Genomic DNA, 18103 nt, shown 5'->3' on the forward strand with positions numbered 1-18103 from the left:
CATCGGACGCTCGGCGCCGCGCTGGGCAGCCCGATCCAGGGCCGCTGGACGCCGCATGGGCCGACGAGTTGTGCCCGATGGCCAGCACTCATGACGAGCCGGCCCGTGGCCGCCCGGCGATCGCGGTGCGCCGGAACGCGATCTATTGCGCAGATCGCGCGCGCGGCCGCGCCGCGACGCCCCTGCGCCGAGGGAAGATTCACCCTGGAGCCCGGCTCCCGACCTGCCGCGACGATGAAACGCGATCCCGCCCCCGCCCTCGACAGACGTTCCGGTCACGACCGGCGCCATCGCGACAACGGCCCGCCCGACGGCCACGACCGCCGCACCGGCCTGGAGCCGCGACAGCCCGAGGTGCACGAGATGGAGCTGACGCCGTCGCAATGGGCGCTCCTGTTCGGCGGCGACACGGTGCCGGCCGATCTCACGCGCGACACGGTCCCTGCGGACCTCGGACGCGACACGGTGCCCACCGGGCTCGGGTCCTGACACGGGGCCGCCCAGGAGCCGTTCGTCACACGACGCGAGGGCTCGCGTGACTCGACGAACAGGCCCTAGGGCGATGGCCGCCCCGGCCCCTGGGTGCCCTGCGCGCGAGCCGACAGCCAGGCGTACAGGTCGGCGATGTGCGCGTTGACCTCCGGCTCGGACTGCCAGGCCGGCATGATCAGCGCGCCGGTGCGGCGCTCCAGCACGCTCTCGACCAGCGCCTCGCGCGCCGCGCCCTCGGCGCGCAGCTCGCCGGCCGGCAGCGCCCAGTCGTAGCGGCGCAGCACCAGGGAGACGAAGCGCCTCGGCCCCATCTCCTGCACCCGCTCGAGCAGGTTCGGCGCGTTGGCGGTGCCGGTGGCGGCCGGGCCGTGGCAGCCGGCACAGCGGTCCTGGAACACGCGCCAGCCGGTGTAGACCGAGCCCGGCAGCCGCGCGGACTGCGCAATCTCCCGGGCCGGTTCGCGGTTCTGCCACTCGACCGCACAACCGGCGGCGAGCCCGGCCGCGATGGCGGCCGCAACGATCCCGAATCTGCGCATCGTGCCCTCTGCATGCCCGGCGGAAGGCCGGGCCTGCGCCGATTCTGCTCAGCGCGCCGGGGAATCGGATTGAAGAAGATCAGCCGCGACAGGTGAAGTGAGCGAGCGCAGGAAGGCGAGCAGCGCCGCGCGGTCCGCCGGCGGCAGCGCGAACGGACGGATGCGCGGGTCCTGCGCCGCGTCCTGCGGCCAGCCGCCGGCGGCGTAGTGGTCCAGCACCGCGTCGAGCGTGGCCAGCGAGCCGTCGTGCATGTAGGGCGCGGTCAGCGCGACATTGCGCAGGCTCGGGGTGCGGAAGGCGCGCCGGTCGCGTGCATCGCCGCTGACCTCCTCGCGCCCGCGGTCGGGCGCGTCGGGCACGCCGATGCGCGCCAGCTCGGCCGGCGTCATCTCGGTGGCCAGCCCGGGCGCCAGGGCCACCGCCACCGGCTGCGCCCGGGCGGCCTCGCTGCGCGCCTGCACGCCGACGTTGTGGAAGGCACCGTCGCTGAACAGCGCATCGCGCGCCCCCATCGGGTGGCACTGCAGGCAGCCGCGCTCGGCGAACAGCGTGAAGCCGCGCTGCGCCTGGGCATCCAGCGCCGTGGGTTGGCCGCCCCAGCGCCAGCGGTCGAAGGGCGAACCGGCCGCCACCAGCGTGCGCTGGTAGGCCGCCAGCGCACGCGCCAGGCGCGCCGGCGTGATGTTCGCGTCGCCGAAGGCGCGCCGCCAGGGCGCCCGGTACTCGGGCCAGCCGGCCAGTCGTGCGGTGACCGCGGCGAGGCTCGGGTTGGCCATCTCGTCCGGGTGCACCAGCGGCTGCAGCGCCTGCGCCTCGAGGCTGGCCGCACGGCCGTCGACGAACAGGCGCTCGACCCAGGCGACGTTCCACAGCGTCGGTGCGTTGCGGCGCAGGCTGACCCCCTCCATGCCGACCGAGGTGCGCAGCTCGTGGGCGGTGAAGCCCTGCGCCGGCACATGGCACATCGCGCAGGACAGGGTGCCGTTGACCGCCAGCCGGCGCTCGAAGAACAGCTTCTGGCCAAGCGCCGCCAGCGCCGCCGGCGGCGCCGGGCGGGGCGGCAGGCCGAGCGCCGGGTCGGCCGCCTGCGCCGCGGCGCCCAGCAGTGCCAGCAGGCCGGCCGCGACGCTCCGCCGGTTCACTGGACCACCCTCCGCCCTGCGGGCTCCGGGATTCGCGCTTGGGAGCGGCCCGGCGCGCTCATGGCCGGGCCGCCGCGGCCTCGCGCTGCAGCGTGCGCAGGTCGTTGAGCACCGCCTCGCTGGCCAGCGTGGCGACGCCGTAGACCTCGCGCACCTGCAGCGCCGCGTCGACCAGGAACAGCTTGAGCAGGTGGTTCAGGGTGCGGGTGGGCCGGCCGGCGGCATCGGTCTCGACGCTGACGTCCTGGCCGAAGCCCGCCAGGATCGGCAGCAGCGCGCGCACCGAGGGCGCGGTGAGGAACTGCCAGCGCACCTGCGCATCGCCCGCTCGCCCGGCGGCCAGCAGGCGCAGCTGCGCCGGCGTGTCGTGGGTCGGGTCGAAGCTGATGCTCAGGAGCTGCGCATCGCGCGCCAGCGCCGCGTCAGCCCGCAGCGCGGCCTGCACGGCCTCGAGCACGGCCCAGGCGCGCGGGCAGCCGTCCGGATCGCGGCAGTAGCTGTAGACGAACGACACCACCGAGAGCCGCCCGCGCAGCAGCCGGTGCAGCCGCACGCTGCGCGCGTCGGGGTCGAGCAGCGTGCCGTCGGGTGCGGCGAACAGGCGCGGCAGCGTGTACTGGCCCGGCGCAGGCAGGCGCGCCGGATCGGGCCGGCGCGCCGTCCCCGGCGCGTCGCCGGCCGCGCGCACCGCGGCCGGTGCCAGCGCCGCGGCCAGCAGTGCGCGCCGCCGCAGGCTCACCTCGCGGCGAGGCGCTGCGCCTGCGCCTGCGCCTGCGCGAGCGTCTGCCCCGAGGGTCGTGCGGTGAACTTCATGTGGTGCGCACGGCCGAGCTTGAGCCGGGTGAAGTCGACCTCGAACTTCTGCACCAGCTCCTTGCCGTCCCAGTCGTAGGCGCGCAGCACCTGCTCGTTGTCGTCGCCCTTCTTGTCCCAGTTGGCCAGCAGCGAGGAGGTGATGTAGACACGCTTGCCATCCCAGCTCTGCGAGACCATGTTGACCTGCTTGCCGGTCACCTTGGCGTAGGTCTGCTTCGGTGCCTCGGGGTTGCTGAGGTCGAAGTAGCGCGTCGTGCCGTCCATGAAGGTGTTGACCCACAGGCCCTTGCCGTCGGCGGTGATGCTGATGTCCACCGGCAGCGGGATCTTGGCCGGGTCGCCGATCGTCGCCACCTCCTTGGCCTGCCACTGGCCGCCGGCATCGGGCTTGATCAGCCAGATCTTGGAGGTCAGCGCGGTGGCCACGACGGCCCAGTCGTCGCCCTCCTTGAGCGACCAGCGGATCTCCAGCGGCGCGCCCGGCACGTTGAACACCTGCTGCGGGGTCATCGCCTTGGCGTCCCAGCGCACCATGGTGTTGCCGAAGCGCTTCATCGCCTCCGGGTCCTGGACCAGCTTGCCGAGGTCCATCATGTAGTTGTTCCAGCCGGTGAAGCTGGAGGTCAGCATCACGTTCTTGGCCGGGTTGATGCCGATGTCGTAGGCGTAGCCGTCGCCCTTCACGCCGCCGAGCTCGCCGGTGGGCATGGGGATCTTCTGCACCACCTGGCCGCGGTTGTTGAACAGCGCCATGCCGGTGACGCCGCCATGGTCCTTGGTGTTCGACAGCGCCTGCACCAGCATGCGCCCGGGCATCGCGTAGAAGGTGTGCGGGCCGACGAAGCCGGTCCTGGCCGGCAGGTCGGCGATGGTCTTCACGAGCTTGGGCCGGTCGGGCCGCAGCATGTCGAAGACGAAGATCTTGCTGTCGTCCAGCCGCCCGGCCCAGAGGTAGCGGCGGTCGTCGGTGAAGCCCATGTGGTGCGCCTCGCCGCGGCCCGGCACCGAGACCTGGTGGATCACCTGGCCGTACTTCTTCGAGGCCGGGTTGGCGTCGATCGTGACCAGCTTGTCGCGCCCGTCGCCCAGGCCCTTCACGCCCAGCGTCCAGACGTGCACGAAGTCCTCCTGGCCCTTGATCAGCTTGGCCATGTAGGGCGAGTTGCAGGTTTCGTCGGCGAGCGCCGGTGCCGCGATGGCGGCCGCGGCCAGCAGCGCGGCCCCTCGTGTGGTGATCTGCATGCGGTGTCTCCTCGTTGTCGTCGTGGCCCCGGGGGGCTCACGTGAAGAACTTTTTATCACCATGCCGCGGCCCGTGCCGAAAACATTTTGTGTTCGGACAAAACCACGCGCGATGGCAGCGGGCACAGTGGCCCGACGCCTCTCCCCTCGTCGGAGGATCCCCATGCTGCATACCCCCGTCGCCGATCACGCCCGCCCCATGCTGCGACCCGTCCGTGCCGTCGCCCCCGGTCCCTGGCCGGACGTGTCGGACGGTGCGCTGCTGCGCAGCGCCTTCGCGCCGGCCGTGGTGCCGGAGTCCGTGCTGCAGCGCCTGCTCGAGGCCACACGCCTGGTGCGCTGCGGCGCCGGCCCGCTGACGGTGGCCTCGCCGCGCCGGCCCGAGCCCTCGTGGTGGCTGCTGCGCAGCGGCCGCATCGGCCTGGGTCCGCGCAGTGCCGAGGGCGCCGTCACCGAGCAGCGCTGGATCGGCCCGGGCGAGTGGCTCGACGTGGCCGGGGCCCTGTCGGGCCATGGCGGCTGGCTCGAGCACGCGGTCTGCCACACGCCGGTCGAACTGCTGGCGGTGCCGCTGTCGGCGCTGTACGAGGCCTGCGCCGCCGACCCGGGCTTCGCGCAGGCGTTCGCCGGCGTGCTGGCGCAGCGCGTGCGCAGCCTGAACGACACGCTGCAGGAGCTGGCCGGGGCCGACGTGCCGGTGCGCTTCGCGCGCTGGCTGCTGCGCCAGCTCGCCGCGCAGGGCGAGGAGGGGCCGGCGCCGCAGCTCGTGCTGGGCGAGCGCAAGCAGGCCATCGCGCGCCAGCTGCGCACCACCTCGGAGACCTTGTCGCGCACGCTGTCGCGCCTGTCGCGCGACGGCATCCTCGAGGTCAAGGGCTACGCCCTGACCGTGCGCGACCCCGCCGCGCTGCGCGCCCTGGCCCGCTCGGCGCCGCAGTGAGGCCTGTTCCCGGCGCAGCGCGCCGGGAACAGGGCGCTTCAGGTTCGCTTCATCCGGGGCCGGCCCAATCGGCGCCATGGAGTCTTCGCGTCCCGCCCTCGGCGCACGCCTGTACCGCTGGGCCGTCGAACCGCTCGAGTTGAGCGTCGAGGCGCTGGTGCTCGTGGCCAGCCTGTTCTGGGCGGTGTCGGCCAACCGGCTGTTCTTCGCCGGCGCCCTGGCCGAGCGCAGCTGGAGCGATCCGTCCGCCTGGGGCTTCGGGGCGGCGCTGGTCGTGCTCGTGGTCGCCCTTCATGCGGCGCTGCTGGGCACGCTGGCGACGCGCTGGACCGTCAAGCCGCTGATCGCGCTGCTGAGCGTGGCCGCCGCGGCGGCGACCTTCTACGTCGAAGCCTTCGGCGTGGTGATGGACCCGTCGATGCTGCGCAACGTGCTGCGCACCAACCCGGCCGAGGCCGGCGAGCTGATGACGCCGGCGCTGTGGCTGCACCTGGCGCTGTATGCCGGCGTGCCGCTGCTGCTGCTGTGGCGCGTGCGGGTCGCGCCGCGGCCCTGGCTCGCCTCGGCGTGGCGGCGCGCGGCGCTGCTGCTGCTGGCACTGCTGGCCGCGCTGGGCGCGCTGATGACGGTGTTCCAGCCCTTCGCGTCGCTGATGCGCAACCAGAAGGAGCTGCGCTACCGCATCACCCCGGCCAGCCTGGTGTGGTCCACCGGCGCCGTGCTCGCGGCCGACGCCAAGGGCGCCTCCCGGCCGCGCCAGGCCATCGGCGAAGACGCGGCGGCCGGCAGCTCCTGGGCGCTGCGCCGCAAGCCGCTGGTGGTGGTGCTGGTGGTCGGCGAGACGGCGCGTGCGGCGAACTGGGGCCTGTCGGGCGCGCCGCGCCAGACCACGCCGCAGCTGGCCGCGCTGCCGGTGGTCAACTTCACCGACGTCAGCGCCTGCGGCACCAACACCGAGGTCTCGCTGCCCTGCATGTTCGCGCCGGTCGGACGGCGCGACTACGACGAGGACCGCATCCGCGGCCAGCAGTCCCTGATGCACGTGCTGGCGCGCGCCGGCGTCGCGGTGCAGTGGCGCGACAACCAGAGCGGCTGCAAGGGTGTCTGCGACGGCCTGCCGAGCGAGACGGTCGCGTCGCAGCAGCTGCCCGGCCTGTGCGCCGACGGCCACTGCCTCGACGAGGGCCTGGTGCAGGACCTGGACCAGCGCCTGAACAGCGCGCAGGGCACGCAGCTGTGGGTGCTGCACATGCTGGGCAACCACGGGCCGTCGTACTTCCGGCGCTACCCGGCGCGCTTCGCGCGGTTCCAGCCGGAATGCCGCGAGGACGACCTGCGCCGCTGCAGCATCGAACAGGTCGTCAACGCCTACGACAACGCGCTGCTGTACACCGACGAGGTGCTGGCCACGGCGATCCGGCGCCTGCAGGCGCACGCCGGCGAGGTCGATTCGGCGCTGCTGTTCGTCTCCGACCACGGCGAGTCGCTCGGCGAGCAGGGCCTGTTCCTGCATGGCCTGCCCTACCCCATCGCGCCCGAGGTGCAGAAGCGCGTGCCGATGGTGCTGTGGACGAGCGCCGGCCTCGAGCAGGCGGCCGGCATGAGGAGCGGCTGCCTCGGCCCCGAGCTGCAGCGCCGTGCCCGTACGCCGGTCGCGCACGACCACCTGTTCCACACCGTGCTCGGCCTGCTGGACGTGCGCACCGCGCTGTACCAGCCGGAGCTCGACCTCACCGGCACCTGCCGCACCCCCTCCGCACCGTGAGCCGGGCCGGATCGACGCTGCACCGCGCCGGCTGGGCCACGCTGTTCGCGCTGGCCGCGCTGGCCGCCTGGGAGGCGCTGGGCTGGGACCTGGCGCTCTCGCAGCACTTCGGCGGCACCACCGGCTTCGCCTGGCGCCACGTGTGGTGGAGCGAGCAGCTGCTGCACGACGGCGGGCGGCTGCTCGCCGGGGCGTTCCTCGCGCTGCTGGCCTGGGACGCCTGGCGGCCGATCGTGCGCGGCCCGACGCAGCGCGAGCGGGTCTACTGGCTGGTCGTGTCGGTGGCCGCGATGACGCTGGTGCCGGCGCTCAAGCACCTGAGCCACACCAGCTGCCCCTGGGACCTGGCGCCCTTCGGCGGCAAGGTGCCCTACGTGCCGCACTGGCTGCTCGGCGTCAGCGACGGCGGCGCCGGCCACTGCTTCCCCTCCGGCCACGCGGTCGCGGCCTTCGCCTTCGTCGGGCTGTACTTCCTCTGGCGCCGCCACCGGCCGCGGGCGGCCCGGGTGCTGCTCGCGCTGCTGCTGGCCTTCGGCGCGCTGTTCGGCGCGGCCCAGCTGGTGCGCGGCGCGCATTTCGCGAGCCACACGCTGTGGTCGGCCTGGCTGTGCTGGGCGCTGGCGCTAGTCGCCGCGTGGCTGGAACCCGGCGCGTACCGCCTGGAGTATGTCCAGACGCGGCCGCTGGTCGACTTCGAACCCGCCGTCGTGCCGCTGCTGGTGCGCGGCGACCGTCTCGAATAGCGGCGCTAGCGCCTCGGGCACGAAGCGCGTCAGCGCGGCATACAGGTGCCGGTCGCCCCCGGCGCGCTGCTGCGTGACGTGGAAGCGCAGCGGCACCATCAGCGCCAGGTGGTGCTGCGCACGCGTCATGGCCACGTGCAGCAGGCGGCGCTCCTCCTCGATCTCGGCGGCCCGGCCGGTGGCCAAGTCCGACGGGATGCAGCCGTCGACCGCGTTCAGCACGATCACCGCCGCCCATTCCTGGCCCTTGGCCGAATGCATGGTCGACAGGATCAGGTAGTCCTCGTCGTGCAGCGGCGCGCCGGCCTCGTCGCTGACCGCCTCGGGCGGGTCGAGCGTCAGCTCGGCGAGGAAACGCTCGCGGCTGCCGAAGCCGGCCGCCAGCCGCACCAGCTGCTCGCAGTCGGCCAGGCGCGATGCCGCGTCCTCGTGCAGGCGCTCGAGCTGCGGGCGGTACCAGCGCAGCGCCAGCGCCGCGGCCTCGGGCCAGGGCGCGGCCTCGATCGCCTCGGCCGCGTCGCACCAGGCCTGCCAGTCGGACCGCGCCGCAGCCGGTGCGCGGAAGGCGCGCCGCACGGCGGCGGGGTCGTCCGCCGGCCCCATCGCCTCCAGCAGCCGGCGCGCCGCGGCCGGGCCGAGGCCGGGCACCAGCTGCACGACCCGGAAGCCGGCCAGCCGGTGGCGCGGGTTCTGCACCCAGCGCAGCACCGAGAGCAGGTCTTTCACGTGCGCGGCCTCGAGGAAACGCAGCCCGCCGAACTTGACGAACGGGATGCCGCGGCGCGTCAGCTCGAGCTCGAGCGCGGCGCTGTGGTGGCCGGTGCGGAACAGCACGGCCTGGCGCTTGAGCGCCAGCCCCTCCTCGCGCCGCTGCAGCACGCGCTGCGCGACCCAGAGCGCCTGCGCCGCCTCGTCCTCGACGCTGACCAGCTCGGGCCGCGCGCCCGGCCGGTCGCTCCACAGCGTCTTCTGGTGCCGCTCGGCGGCCAGCGCGATCACCGCGTTGGCCGCGGCGAGCACGGGTTCGGTGGAGCGGTAGTTGCGCGTCAGCGCGATCACCGCGGCCGGCGGCGTGAATTGCGCCGGAAAGTCGAGGATGTTGCGCACCTCGGCGGCACGGAAGCCGTAGATCGCCTGCGCGTCGTCGCCCACCACGGTGAGGCCGCGGCCGTCGGGCTTCAGGCGCGCCAGGATCGCGGCCTGCAGCCGGTTGGTGTCCTGGTACTCGTCCACCAGCACGTGCGTGAAGCGCGCGCCCAGCGCGGCCGCGATCGAGGGCTCGCCGAGCATGTGCAGCCAGTACAGCAGCAGGTCGTCGTAGTCGAGCAGTTGCTGGCGCTGCTTGGCGTCGAGGTACGCGCCCAGCAGGCGGCCCAGCGGTTGCTCGAGCCCGCGGCACCAGGGGAAATGCTGGTCCACCACCTGCGCCAGCGGCGCCTGGCTGTTGACCACGCGCGAGGCGATCGCGAGGCAGGTGTCCTTGAGCGGGAAGCGCTTCGTGCCGGCCGCGAAGCCGCCTTCCTGGCGCACCCAGCCCATCAGGTCCTCGGCATCGCCGCGGTCGAGCACGGTGAACTGCGGCGCCAGGCCGATCGCGCCGGCGTGCTCGCGCAGCAGCCGCGCGCCGACGGCGTGGAAGGTGCCGGCCCAGGGCAGCTCGGGCGCGGCCTGGGTCAGCCCCCAGCCGAGCGCGCGGTGCAGCATGCGGCCGGCGCGGCGCGCCAGCTCCTGCGCGGCGCGGCGCGAGAAGCTCAGCAGGAGCAGCCGGTTCGGATCGGCCCCGTCGAGCACCAGGCGCGCCACCCGCGCGGCGAGCGTGCTGGTCTTGCCGGTGCCGGCGCCGGCGATGACCAGCAGCGGCGCGTCGCCGTGCGCAACGGCGGCGCGCTGCTCCGGGTTCAGCGTGGCGAAGGGGTCGGTGTCGTGGGCCATGGCATGCCGCTGCCCACACGATACTGGATCTTCATCCAGTGACTGGCCGCGCCGGGCCGGCGCCGCGGCGCTCAGCCCCGGCCGCGGGTCGACTGCAGGGCCTGGCGCGCCAGGCGAGCCGCGCCGGCCGCGGCCTCCTCGTGCGCCGGGTCGGCCAGCGGCACGCCCAGCGCGCGCGCGCGGATGCGTGCGAAGGCGCGGTTGCGCGCGCCGCCGCCGACGCTGTAGAGCCTGGTGAGCGCCGGCGCGCCGAGTTCGCGCAGGCGCGCATAGGCGAGCGCCTCGACCGCCGCCAGGCCTTCGAGCAGGCCCTGCAGGAACCGCAGGTCGTCGCCCGGGCGCGGTTCGATCCGGCCAGCGAACGAGGGGTCGGCGATCGGGAAGCGTTCGCCCGGCGCAGGCAGCGGGTAGTAGTCGAGCCCGGTCGGCTCGTCGGGCCGCAGCAGCGGCTCGAGCGCCGCCAGGCGCTCGGGGCTGAAGTGCTGCAGCAGCACCGCGCCGCCGGCGTTGCTGGCGCCGCCGGGCAGCCACAGCTCGCCGAGGCGGTGGCTGTACACGCCCCAGGCCGGCGCCGACAGGGGCGCGCGGGCGAGCTGCTTGACCACCAGCGTGCTGCCCAGCGAGGTGACGCCCTCGCCCGGCGTGCAGGCGCCGGTGGCGAGGAACGCGGCCACGCCGTCGGTCGTGCCGGCCGCGACGAGGCAGTCGCGCGGCCAGCCGGTGCGCGTGGCCGCCGCCTCGCACAAGCTGCCCAGCGGCGTGCCGGGCGGGTGCACGGCGGGCAGCAGCGCGTCGGGCAAGCCGGCCTCGGCGAGCAGCCGGCGCACCCAGGCCGGCCAGGCGCGCGCCTGCGGGTCGTAGCCGGTCTTCAGCGCGTTGTTCTCGTCGCTCAGGTCCCAGCGGCCGAGCAGCCGGCCGGCCAGCCAGTCGGCCTGGTGCAGCGCATGGGTCGCGCCGGGCGCCTGCGCGCCCAGGTGCAACAGGCGCGCCAGGCCGCTGGCCGCACCGCGCGCCACGTGGCCCGGCGGCGCGGCGGCGTTCACGCGTTCGCCTTCGGCCACGCAGCCGGCATCGTGGTAGAGCCGTGCATCGGCCTGCGGGATGCCGTCGTCGTCGCACACCAGCAGGGTGCCCGAGGTGCCGTCGAACGCGACCGCGCCGACCTGCGCCGGATCGAGCTGCGTGTTCAGCGCCGCGATGCAGGCGTCGACGGCCTCGGCCCAGGCCTGCGGGGCCTGCGTGACGCTCGCGCCCACGCGGCGTGCCGGCGCCAGGGGCACGGCGGCGCGCGCCTGCTCGCGGCCGTCCGGCCCGAGCGCCAGCGCACGCACGCCGGAGGTGCCGACGTCGATGCCGACGGCCAGGCGGCGCGCGGCGGCGGAGTGCATCGGGACAGGGGGTCAACCGCGGCGGGCGCCGCGGCGGAAGGCATTGGCGCGACCGGCAGGAATCGAACCTGCGACGTAGCCTTCGGAGGGCTGCATGATATCCACTTCACCACGGTCGCTCGTGGGGAGCCGGATTCTACCTGCGCCCCTCACATCACCGTGGCGTGCGGGTGCTGGGGGTGGTCCAGCGTGTCGGCGATCAGGCGCAGCGCGTGTTCGCAGTCGGCGCGCGAGAGCGGGCCGCCGAGGCAGATGCGCACCGCGTCGGGCGGGTCGGCGTCTGTCGCGAAGGCGGCGCTGGCGACCACCGCCACGCCCTGGGTGCGCAGGTAGGAGGCGAACTCCACCACGCTCCAGCTCGAGGCGAGCGGCAGCCAGAGGTGGAAGCCCTCGGGCTGCGCCCACACCGCGTGGCCGGCGAGATGCCGCGCGGCCAGCGCCTGGCGCGCCTCGCACTCGGCGCGGATGGTCTCCAGCATGGCCTGCGCGCTGCCGTCGCGCACCCAGCGGGTGGCCAGCGCGTTGGTGATCGGCGAGGCCATCACCGTGGTGGCGCGTAGCGCCCCGGCCAGGCGCTGCGCCAGGCGCTCGTTGGGCGCGCGCACGTAGGCGCTGCGCAGGCCGGCGCCCAGGCACTTGGAGAAGCCACTCAGGTAATAGGTCAGCTCCGGTGCCAGCTGCGCCAGCGGCAGCGGCACCTCGCGGGGCAGCATCGCGTAGGCGTCGTCCTCGATGATGGGGATGCTGTAGCGCAGCGCCACGTCAGCCAGCGCCTCGCGGCGCGCCCGGCTGACGGTGAGCGTGGTCGGGTTCTGCAGGGTCGGGTTGAGGTACAGGGCCTTGGGCGCCACGCTGCGGCAGGCCTGCTCGAAGGCGGCCGCGCTCGGGCCCTCGTCGTCCAGCGGCAGCGGGTGCAGGGTGACGCCGAGCTGCGTGGCGATGGCCTTCAGCCCCGGGTAGGTGAGCGCCTCGGCGCAGATCGCCTCGCCGGGCCGGGCGAGCTGCGAGACGAGTGCCGTCAGCGCGCTGTGGATGCCGGGGCACACCAGCACCTGCGCCGCCTGTGTGCCGGGCAGGCGCGCGCGCAGCCACTCGGCGCCGGTGTCGCGGTCTTCCGCGCTGCCGCCGAAATCCTGGTAGCGCAGCAAGGCGTACAGGTCGGCACGCGCCAGCAGCGCGGCGGCGGACTCGTGCAGGCGCGCCAGCAGCGCCGGATCGTCCGGCTCGGGCGGCAGGTTCATCGTCATCTCGGCGCCGCTGCCGCCGCGCAGCGGCAGCGCCGGCCGCAGCCCGCGCACATGCGTGCCCATGCCGGGGCGCGAGTCGATCAGCCCGCGCCGGCGTGCCTCGGCGTAGGCGCGCGCCACGGTGGTGTAGTTCAGCTGCAGTTCGCTGGCCAGCTCGCGCAGCGTCGGCAGGCGGTCGCGCGGTGCCAGGCGGCCGCTCTTCAGGTCCTCGTCGATCAGGTCGGCGATCGACAGATACGCCGGCTGGTCGCTCGCCGCGAGTCGGCGGCGCCAATGGGTGGTCTTGATCGCAGGCATTGATCGCGTTCCGGCGTGGGTCGCCCCGACCGGCTGCATGCATCGTGCCCGCTGGATGACGGCATGCCGCCCTCTGCCGGTGCGGGGCGCGCCGTTGATCGGAGGCATTGATCGCATGGGCACGCCTCCCTGCGGTGCGTGCCGCGCTTGCCCGAACCGGCCCGGGTTGTCCCTGATGCAGCGCAAACCGCGAGGAAACGCCGGCTTGATCGGCTCTTGATCGCAGCCGGGGCGCCACGCGGTGGCACGGCCGATGCAATGAACGGCGGGCGCGCAATCCGTCCACCCCATTCCACCCACGGAGTCGTCCATGCCGAAAGTCACCAAGCCCGCCAACCAGAAGGGCGAGTTCCTCGTCGACTACGAGGAGAAGGTCTTCGAGGACGTGAAGGCCTCGAAGCCCGGCGAGAAGGCGCTGGTCACCTTCCACACCGTCGCGTTCGAGGGCTCGATCGGTTTCGTCAACCTGCTGCAGGCGACCCGGCTGCAGCGCAAGGGCTTCGACACCTCCATCCTGCTGTACGGCCCGGGCGTCACCCTGGGCGTGAAGCGCGGCTTCCCGACGCTCGGCGACGAGGCCTTCCCCGGCCACCTGAACTTCAACAAGCAGATCGAGAAGTTCATCGCCGAAGGCGGCAAGGTCTACGCCTGCCGCTTCGCGCTGCAGGCGCTCTATGGCCACGGCGAGCCCTCGCTGATCGAGGGCGTGCGGCCGATCAACCCGCTGGACGTGCTGGACTGCATCCTGCTGCACCGCCGGGAAGGCGCGTTCATCATCAACACCTGGACCTTGTGACATGAGCAGGGTCGTACGGGCCGCCGCCGTCCAGATCAGCCCCGACCTGGACAGCGCCGAGGGCACCCTCGCCAAGGTGCTCGCGGCGCTGGCCGACGCGGCGGCGCAGGGTGCGCAGCTGGTGGTCTTTCCCGAGACCTTCGTGCCCTGGTACCCGTACTTCTCCTTCGTGCTGCCGCCGGTGCAGCAGGGTGCCGAGCACCTGCGGCTGGTGAAGGAAGCGGTGGTGGTGCCGGGGCCGGTGACGGAGGCCGTCGCCGCCGCCGCGCGCCGCCACGGCGTGGTGGTGGTGCTCGGCGTCAACGAGCGCGACCACGGCAGCCTCTACAACACCCAGCTGGTGTTCGACGCCGACGGCAGCCTGCTGCTCAAGCGCCGCAAGATCACGCCCACCTACCACGAGCGCATGGTGTGGGGGCAGGGGGATGCGAGCGGGCTGAAGGTGGTCGATTCCGCCGTCGGCCGGCTCGGCGCGCTGGCCTGCTGGGAGCACTACAACCCGCTGGCGCGCTACGCGCTGATGGCGCAGCACGAGGAGATCCACGCGGCGCAGTTCCCCGGCTCGATGGTGGGGCAGATCTTCGCCGACCAGATGGAGGTGACGATCCGCCACCACGCGCTGGAGGCCGGCTGCTTCGTGGTCAATGCGACCGGCTGGCTGACCGATGCGCAGATCACCCGCATCACGCCCGATGCCGGCCTGCAGAAGGCGCTGCGCGGTGGCTGCTGCACCGCCATCGTCTCACCCGAGGGCGTGCTGCTCGCCCCGCCGCTGCGCGAGGGCGAGGGCCTGGTGATCGCCGACCTCGACCTGGCGCTCGTGGCCAAGCGCAAACGGATGATGGATTCGGTCGGCCACTACGCCCGCCCGGAGCTGCTGAGCCTGCACATCGACGACCGGCCGGCCCTGCCGGTCACCCGCTGGAGCGACACCCATGGACACGCCGAACGCCTCGAACCGACAGCTGATGACGGAGCTGCAGTCCTACGGCTTGCGGCTGGCTGACCAGCGCCTGGCCGCCGGCGCCGGCGTCGCCAGCCGGCGCGGCGGCGCGGGCCCGTCGGACCACAAGGCCGTGACGATCGACGGCCACACGATCATGGTGCCGGTGCACACCGGCAGCGCGTTCAACTCGCCCTTCGTGGTCGAGGCGCCGGATGCGGCGGGCCGCAGCCGCGTGCTGCGCGACACGATCCCCATCGCGCAGATCGAGTTCCCGCGCGCGCCGCGTTTCTACGGCCTGCAGACGCTGGAGGGGGTGCCCTACTCGCACATCGCCACGCTGCACGGCGCCGACGTGCTCGCCACCACGGTGCTGCAGACCTGCATCCGCTACGAGAGCCGGCGCAAGGCGTGCAAGTTCTGCGCGATCGGCCAGAGCCTCGCGGCCGGCCGCACCATCGCGCACAAGACGCCGGAGCAGCTCGCCGAGGTGGCGCGCGCGGCCGTGCTGCTCGACGGCGTGAAGCACATGGTGCTGACCACCGGCACCCCGCCCGGCAGCGACCGGGGCGCGCAGGTGCTGGCCGAAAGCGCGTTTGCGATCAAGGCCGCGGTGCGGCCGCATGCCGAGCTGCCGATCCAGGGCCAGTGCGAGCCGCCGGACGACGACGCCTGGTTCCGCCGCCTGCACGACGCGGGCATCGACACCCTCGGCATGCACCTCGAGGTGGTGACCCCGTCCTTGCGCGAGCAGATCATGCCGGGCAAGGCCGCGGTGCCGGTGCAGCGTTACCTGGAGGCCTTCGCCGCCGCGGTGAAGGTGTTCGGCCGCGGGCAGGTCAGCACCTACATCCTGGCCGGGCTGGGCGACACGCGCGAGGCCATCCTCTCGATCAGCGAGAAGCTGCTCGCGCTCGGGGTCTACCCCTTCGTCGTGCCCTTCGTGCCGATCACCGGCACGCCGCTGGAAGACCACCCCGCGCCCAGCCCCGGGTTCATGAAGGACCTGCTGCAGCCGCTGGGCGAGATGGTCGCCGCCGCGGGCCTGCGCTCGGGCGACATCAAGGCGGGCTGCGGCAAGTGCGGCGCGTGTTCGTCCCTGTCGGTCTACGAGTCCTGAAGGAGCCGGCCATGCTGCGCACCGATGCGATCTGCGAGCTCGACTCCGCCTTCGTGCCCTGCGAGTTCCGCGTCAAGTGGGCCGATGGCGGCTGGGAGATCCACCAGGCGCGCGCGCTGCGTCGGCGCGTGTTCTGCGAGGAGCAGCAGGTGTTCGAGGGTGACGACCTGGACGCCATCGACGCGCAGGCGCAGACCCTCGTGGCCGTGTCCGCGCTCGGCGGCATGCCCGACGAGGTGGTGGGCACGGTGCGCATCCACGCGGCCGACGATGGCGACGGGCTGTGGTGGGGCTCGCGCCTCGCCGTGCACCCCGCCTACCGCAAACACGGCCACCTCGGCGCGACCCTGATCCGCCTCGCGGTCTGCAGCGCGCATGCGCGCGGCTGCCGGATCTTCCTCGCGCATGTGCAGAGCCAGAACGTGCCGCTGTTCGAGAAGCTGCACTGGACCGCGCTGCGCGCCGAGACCCTGCACGGCCGGCCGCACCACCTGATGCAGGCCGACCTGGCGCATTACCCGCCCTGCCACGACCCGATGACGGGCTTCGTGACGGGGCCGCGGCGCATCGCATGACCGCACTGGAGCAGCTGGCCGCCGCGCTGCGCGAGAGCCGGGGCTTCGCGCACAAGGCCGACATCGCCGACGTGGTGGCGCGGCTCGGCGCACCGGGCGCGATTGCCAACGGCGACGACTGCGCGGCCATTCCGGAGGGCGACGGCCACCTGCTGTTCGCCATCGAAGGATTCGTCGACGACTTCGTCGCGGCGCAGCCCTGGTTCGCCGGCTGGTGCGGCGTGATGGTCAACCTCGCCGACATCGCCGCCATGGGCGGCCGGCCGCTCGCGGTGGTCGACGCGCTCTGGAGCCCGGGTGCCGAGCCCGGCCTGCAGGTGCTCGACGGCCTGGCCGCGGCCGCGCGCGCCTATGGCGTGCCCATCGTCGGTGGCCACAGCAACTGCCGCGCGGCGCGCGCCGGGCTCGCGGTGGCGGTGCTCGGGCGCGCGACACGCCTCCTCACCAGCTTCGCCGCACGGCCGGGCGACACGCTGGTGATGGCCATCGACCTGCGCGGCGCCTACGACAGCGAGCAGCCGTTCTGGAACGCCGCGACACGCGCACCGGCCGGGCGTGCGCGGGCCGATTTCGAGCTGCTCGCCGAACTGGCCGAGAGCGGGCTGGCCGACGCGGCCAAGGACATCTCGATGGCCGGCGCCATCGGCACCACGCTGATGCTGGCGGACGGTTCCCAGGTCGGCGCGAGCATCGAGGTCGATGCCATCCCGCGCCCCGAGGGCGTGCCGCTCGCGCGCTGGCTGCAGACCTTCCCGAGCTTCGGCTTCGTGCTCTCGCTGCGTGAGTCGACGGTCGAGCCGGTCCTGCAGCGCTTTGCCGAGCGCGGCATCGCCGCCGCCGCGGTGGGCGAGGTGGATGCGAGCCGCCGCCTCACCTTGCGCCGCGGCGCCGAGCGCGTCGAACTGTGGAACCTGGCCGAACGCTCCTTCGTGATCGCGCCCGAGGCCGCGCATGGCTGACGCATTGCGCATCGGGCTGTTCACCCATTCGGTGAACCCGCGTGGCGGGGTCGTGCACACGCTCGAGCTGGCGCGGGCGCTGCACTTCCTCGGCCACCGCGTCACGGTGTTCGCCCCGGCCGCGCCCGGCGAGCGGCTGTTCCGTGAGGCGCCGCACGAGGTCGATCTCGTGCCCGTGCCGCCCGCGCCCAAGCGCCTGGCCGACCGCGTCGGCGAGCACATCGTCGCGCTGCGCGAGCACCTGGCACGGCGCCTGCAGCACGAAACCTTCGACATCCTGCATGCGCACGACGGCATCGGCGGCAATGCGCTGGCCGATCTGGCCGAGGCCGGCCGCATCGCCGGCTTCGTGCGCACGGTGCACCACCTCGACCCGTTCGAGGATTCGCGCCTGGCGGCCTGGCAGCGCCGCTCGGTGCAGCAGGCGGCGCGCGTGCTCTGCGTCAGCCCCGGCTGGTGCATGACAATCAAGCGCGAGTTCGGGCTGGACGCGGCGCTGGTGGCCAACGGCGTCGATTGCGCGCACTTCGGCCGCATGCCGAGCGCGCGCGACACGGCCCTGGCCGGCCACTTCGGCCTGCGCCGCGGCGCACCGCTGTTCCTCTCGGTGGGCGGCATCGAGGCGCGCAAGAACAGCGTGCGCCTGCTCGAGGCCTACATCCGGCTGCGCGAGGAGCTGCCGCAGGCCCAGCTGGTGGTGGCCGGCGGCGCCAGCCTGCTGGACCACAGCGACACCTGGCGCGCCTTCCACGCGCTGGCCGAGGAGGTCGGCCTGAAGACCGGCACCGACCTCGTGCTCACCGGCCCGCTGCTCGACGAGGACATGCCGCCGCTGCTGCGCCTGGCCGATGCGCTGGTGATGCCGTCGCTGCGCGAGGGCTTCGGCCTGGTCGTGCTGGAGGCGCTGGCCTGCGGCACGCCGGTGGTCGTCTCCGGCATCCCGCCCTTCACCGAGTACCTCGAAGACACCGTGATCGACGGCCACGCGCTCTACGCCGACCCGCAGGATCCGGCCTCGATCGCGCTGGCGATGCGTCGCGCCGTCGAGCCTTCGCGCCGGCGTGCGCTGGCCGCCGAGGTGCCGCCGGTGTGCCGGCGCTACAGCTGGCCGGCGAGTGCGGCGCGCCACGTCGAGCTGTACCGCGCCCTGCTGAACTGAGAGGACC

At 73.8% G+C, this 18103-nt stretch carries 17 protein-coding genes and 1 tRNA gene; 10 read left to right on the forward strand and 8 right to left on the reverse strand.

The window, feature by feature from the left end; translation table 11 throughout:
• Positions 1-234 precede the first annotated feature (234 nt).
• A complete protein-coding gene (locus tag D9C15_RS14380; protein WP_127998344.1) occupies positions 235-489 on the forward strand; it encodes a hypothetical protein in 255 nt (84 codons plus the stop codon).
• Positions 490-554: 65 nt separating this feature from the next.
• Here D9C15_RS14380 and D9C15_RS14385 read toward each other — a convergent pair whose 3' ends face one another.
• The 4 genes from D9C15_RS14385 to mtoX are packed head-to-tail and all read right to left on the reverse strand — an operon-like array spanning position 555 to position 4232.
• Positions 555-1031, reverse strand: a complete 477-nt coding sequence (locus D9C15_RS14385; RefSeq protein WP_127998346.1) for a c-type cytochrome — start codon at positions 1029-1031, stop codon at positions 555-557.
• Between the two features lie 48 nt (positions 1032-1079).
• Positions 1080-2174, reverse strand: a complete 1095-nt coding sequence (locus D9C15_RS14390) for a cytochrome-c peroxidase (RefSeq protein ID WP_127998348.1) — start codon at positions 2172-2174, stop codon at positions 1080-1082.
• A 58-nt stretch (positions 2175-2232) separates the two neighbouring features.
• Positions 2233-2913: an SCO family protein gene (locus D9C15_RS14395; protein WP_127998350.1), complete on the reverse strand. Its 681-nt coding sequence runs from the start codon at positions 2911-2913 to the stop codon at positions 2233-2235.
• The gene (mtoX, locus tag D9C15_RS14400) at positions 2910-4232 is read right to left on the reverse strand and encodes a methanethiol oxidase (protein WP_127998352.1); all 1323 of its coding nucleotides are present in this window, start codon (positions 4230-4232) and stop codon (positions 2910-2912) included. The genes D9C15_RS14395 and mtoX overlap by 4 nt, the downstream gene beginning before the upstream one ends.
• Positions 4233-4431: 199 nt before the next feature.
• On the opposite strand from mtoX, the gene D9C15_RS14405 reads away from it, so the two are divergent.
• The 3 genes from D9C15_RS14405 (at position 4432) to D9C15_RS14415 (ending at position 7680) form a co-directional block, all read left to right on the forward strand.
• A complete protein-coding gene (locus D9C15_RS14405; RefSeq protein ID WP_164886729.1) occupies positions 4432-5172 on the forward strand; it encodes a Crp/Fnr family transcriptional regulator in 741 nt (246 codons plus the stop codon).
• A 76-nt stretch (positions 5173-5248) separates the two neighbouring features.
• The gene (locus D9C15_RS14410) at positions 5249-6937 is read left to right on the forward strand and encodes a phosphoethanolamine transferase (protein ID WP_127998355.1); all 1689 of its coding nucleotides are present in this window, start codon (positions 5249-5251) and stop codon (positions 6935-6937) included.
• On the forward strand, positions 6934-7680 hold the full coding sequence (locus D9C15_RS14415; protein ID WP_127998358.1) for a phosphatase PAP2 family protein: 747 nt from the start codon (positions 6934-6936) through the stop codon (positions 7678-7680). Before D9C15_RS14410 ends, D9C15_RS14415 begins: the two co-directional genes overlap by 4 nt.
• Here the strand turns inward: D9C15_RS14415 and D9C15_RS14420 are convergent.
• The 4 genes from D9C15_RS14420 to D9C15_RS14435 all read right to left on the reverse strand — a co-directional run bounded on the left by D9C15_RS14420 (position 7561) and on the right by D9C15_RS14435 (position 12544).
• Complete coding sequence (locus D9C15_RS14420) at positions 7561-9612, reverse strand: ATP-dependent helicase (protein ID WP_127998360.1); 2052 nt, start codon at positions 9610-9612, stop codon at positions 7561-7563. The two genes, D9C15_RS14415 and D9C15_RS14420, sit on opposite strands and share 120 nt — an antisense overlap.
• A 71-nt stretch (positions 9613-9683) precedes the next feature.
• A complete protein-coding gene (locus D9C15_RS14425; protein ID WP_127998362.1) occupies positions 9684-11000 on the reverse strand; it encodes an FGGY-family carbohydrate kinase in 1317 nt (438 codons plus the stop codon).
• A gap of 44 nt (positions 11001-11044) precedes the next feature.
• Positions 11045-11119: transfer RNA gene (locus D9C15_RS14430), tRNA-Arg, on the reverse strand.
• A 30-nt stretch (positions 11120-11149) separates the two neighbouring features.
• Positions 11150-12544, reverse strand: coding sequence for an aminotransferase-like domain-containing protein (locus tag D9C15_RS14435; RefSeq protein WP_127998364.1), 1395 nt, complete (start codon positions 12542-12544; stop codon positions 11150-11152).
• A gap of 310 nt (positions 12545-12854) precedes the next feature.
• Here D9C15_RS14435 and D9C15_RS14440 point away from each other — a divergent pair, with 310 nt between their 5' ends.
• From D9C15_RS14440 to D9C15_RS14465, 6 genes are read left to right on the forward strand one after another with little or no spacing between them, the layout of a single operon-like run.
• On the forward strand, positions 12855-13340 hold the full coding sequence (locus tag D9C15_RS14440; RefSeq protein ID WP_127998366.1) for an MSMEG_0572/Sll0783 family nitrogen starvation response protein: 486 nt from the start codon (positions 12855-12857) through the stop codon (positions 13338-13340).
• A gap of 1 nt (position 13341) precedes the next feature.
• Positions 13342-14346, forward strand: a complete 1005-nt coding sequence (locus D9C15_RS14445; protein WP_127998368.1) for a Nit6803 family nitrilase — start codon at positions 13342-13344, stop codon at positions 14344-14346.
• Positions 14309-15403: an MSMEG_0568 family radical SAM protein gene (locus tag D9C15_RS14450; protein WP_127998834.1), complete on the forward strand. Its 1095-nt coding sequence runs from the start codon at positions 14309-14311 to the stop codon at positions 15401-15403. Before D9C15_RS14445 ends, D9C15_RS14450 begins: the two co-directional genes overlap by 38 nt.
• Positions 15404-15414: 11 nt before the next feature.
• Positions 15415-15978 (forward strand): MSMEG_0567/Sll0786 family nitrogen starvation N-acetyltransferase, encoded by a 564-nt coding sequence (locus D9C15_RS14455; protein WP_127998370.1) that lies wholly within the window; start codon positions 15415-15417, stop codon positions 15976-15978.
• On the forward strand, positions 15975-16937 hold the full coding sequence (locus D9C15_RS14460; RefSeq protein WP_127998372.1) for a sll0787 family AIR synthase-like protein: 963 nt from the start codon (positions 15975-15977) through the stop codon (positions 16935-16937). The genes D9C15_RS14455 and D9C15_RS14460 overlap by 4 nt, the downstream gene beginning before the upstream one ends.
• The gene (locus tag D9C15_RS14465; protein ID WP_127998374.1) at positions 16930-18096 is read left to right on the forward strand and encodes an MSMEG_0565 family glycosyltransferase; all 1167 of its coding nucleotides are present in this window, start codon (positions 16930-16932) and stop codon (positions 18094-18096) included. The genes D9C15_RS14460 and D9C15_RS14465 overlap by 8 nt, the downstream gene beginning before the upstream one ends.
• The last annotated feature ends 7 nt before the right edge of the window (positions 18097-18103 follow it).

It is taken from the genome of Piscinibacter defluvii (assembly GCF_004011805.1).
Classification (GTDB): Bacteria; Pseudomonadota; Gammaproteobacteria; order Burkholderiales; family Burkholderiaceae_C; genus Piscinibacter; species Piscinibacter defluvii.

Bases quoted from the DNA above. Each gene is read 5' to 3' on its own strand.
- D9C15_RS14380 (WP_127998344.1), top strand. From the start codon at position 235: ATGAAACGCGATCCCGCCCCCGCCCTCGACAGACGTTCCGGTCACGAC.
- D9C15_RS14385 (WP_127998346.1), bottom strand. From the start codon at position 1,031: ATGCGCAGATTCGGGATCGTTGCGGCCGCCATCGCGGCCGGGCTCGCC.
- mtoX (WP_127998352.1), bottom strand. From the start codon at position 4,232: ATGCAGATCACCACACGAGGGGCCGCGCTGCTGGCCGCGGCCGCCATC.
- D9C15_RS14405 (WP_164886729.1), top strand. From the start codon at position 4,432: ATGCTGCGACCCGTCCGTGCCGTCGCCCCCGGTCCCTGGCCGGACGTG.
- D9C15_RS14410 (WP_127998355.1), top strand. From the start codon at position 5,249: ATGGAGTCTTCGCGTCCCGCCCTCGGCGCACGCCTGTACCGCTGGGCC.
- D9C15_RS14420 (WP_127998360.1), bottom strand. From the start codon at position 9,612: ATGGCCCACGACACCGACCCCTTCGCCACGCTGAACCCGGAGCAGCGC.
- D9C15_RS14425 (WP_127998362.1), bottom strand. From the start codon at position 11,000: ATGCACTCCGCCGCCGCGCGCCGCCTGGCCGTCGGCATCGACGTCGGC.
- D9C15_RS14435 (WP_127998364.1), bottom strand. From the start codon at position 12,544: ATGCCTGCGATCAAGACCACCCATTGGCGCCGCCGACTCGCGGCGAGC.
- D9C15_RS14440 (WP_127998366.1), top strand. From the start codon at position 12,855: ATGCCGAAAGTCACCAAGCCCGCCAACCAGAAGGGCGAGTTCCTCGTC.
- D9C15_RS14445 (WP_127998368.1), top strand. From the start codon at position 13,342: ATGAGCAGGGTCGTACGGGCCGCCGCCGTCCAGATCAGCCCCGACCTG.
- D9C15_RS14450 (WP_127998834.1), top strand. From the start codon at position 14,309: ATGACGGAGCTGCAGTCCTACGGCTTGCGGCTGGCTGACCAGCGCCTG.
- D9C15_RS14455 (WP_127998370.1), top strand. From the start codon at position 15,415: ATGCTGCGCACCGATGCGATCTGCGAGCTCGACTCCGCCTTCGTGCCC.
- D9C15_RS14460 (WP_127998372.1), top strand. From the start codon at position 15,975: ATGACCGCACTGGAGCAGCTGGCCGCCGCGCTGCGCGAGAGCCGGGGC.
- D9C15_RS14465 (WP_127998374.1), top strand. From the start codon at position 16,930: ATGGCTGACGCATTGCGCATCGGGCTGTTCACCCATTCGGTGAACCCG.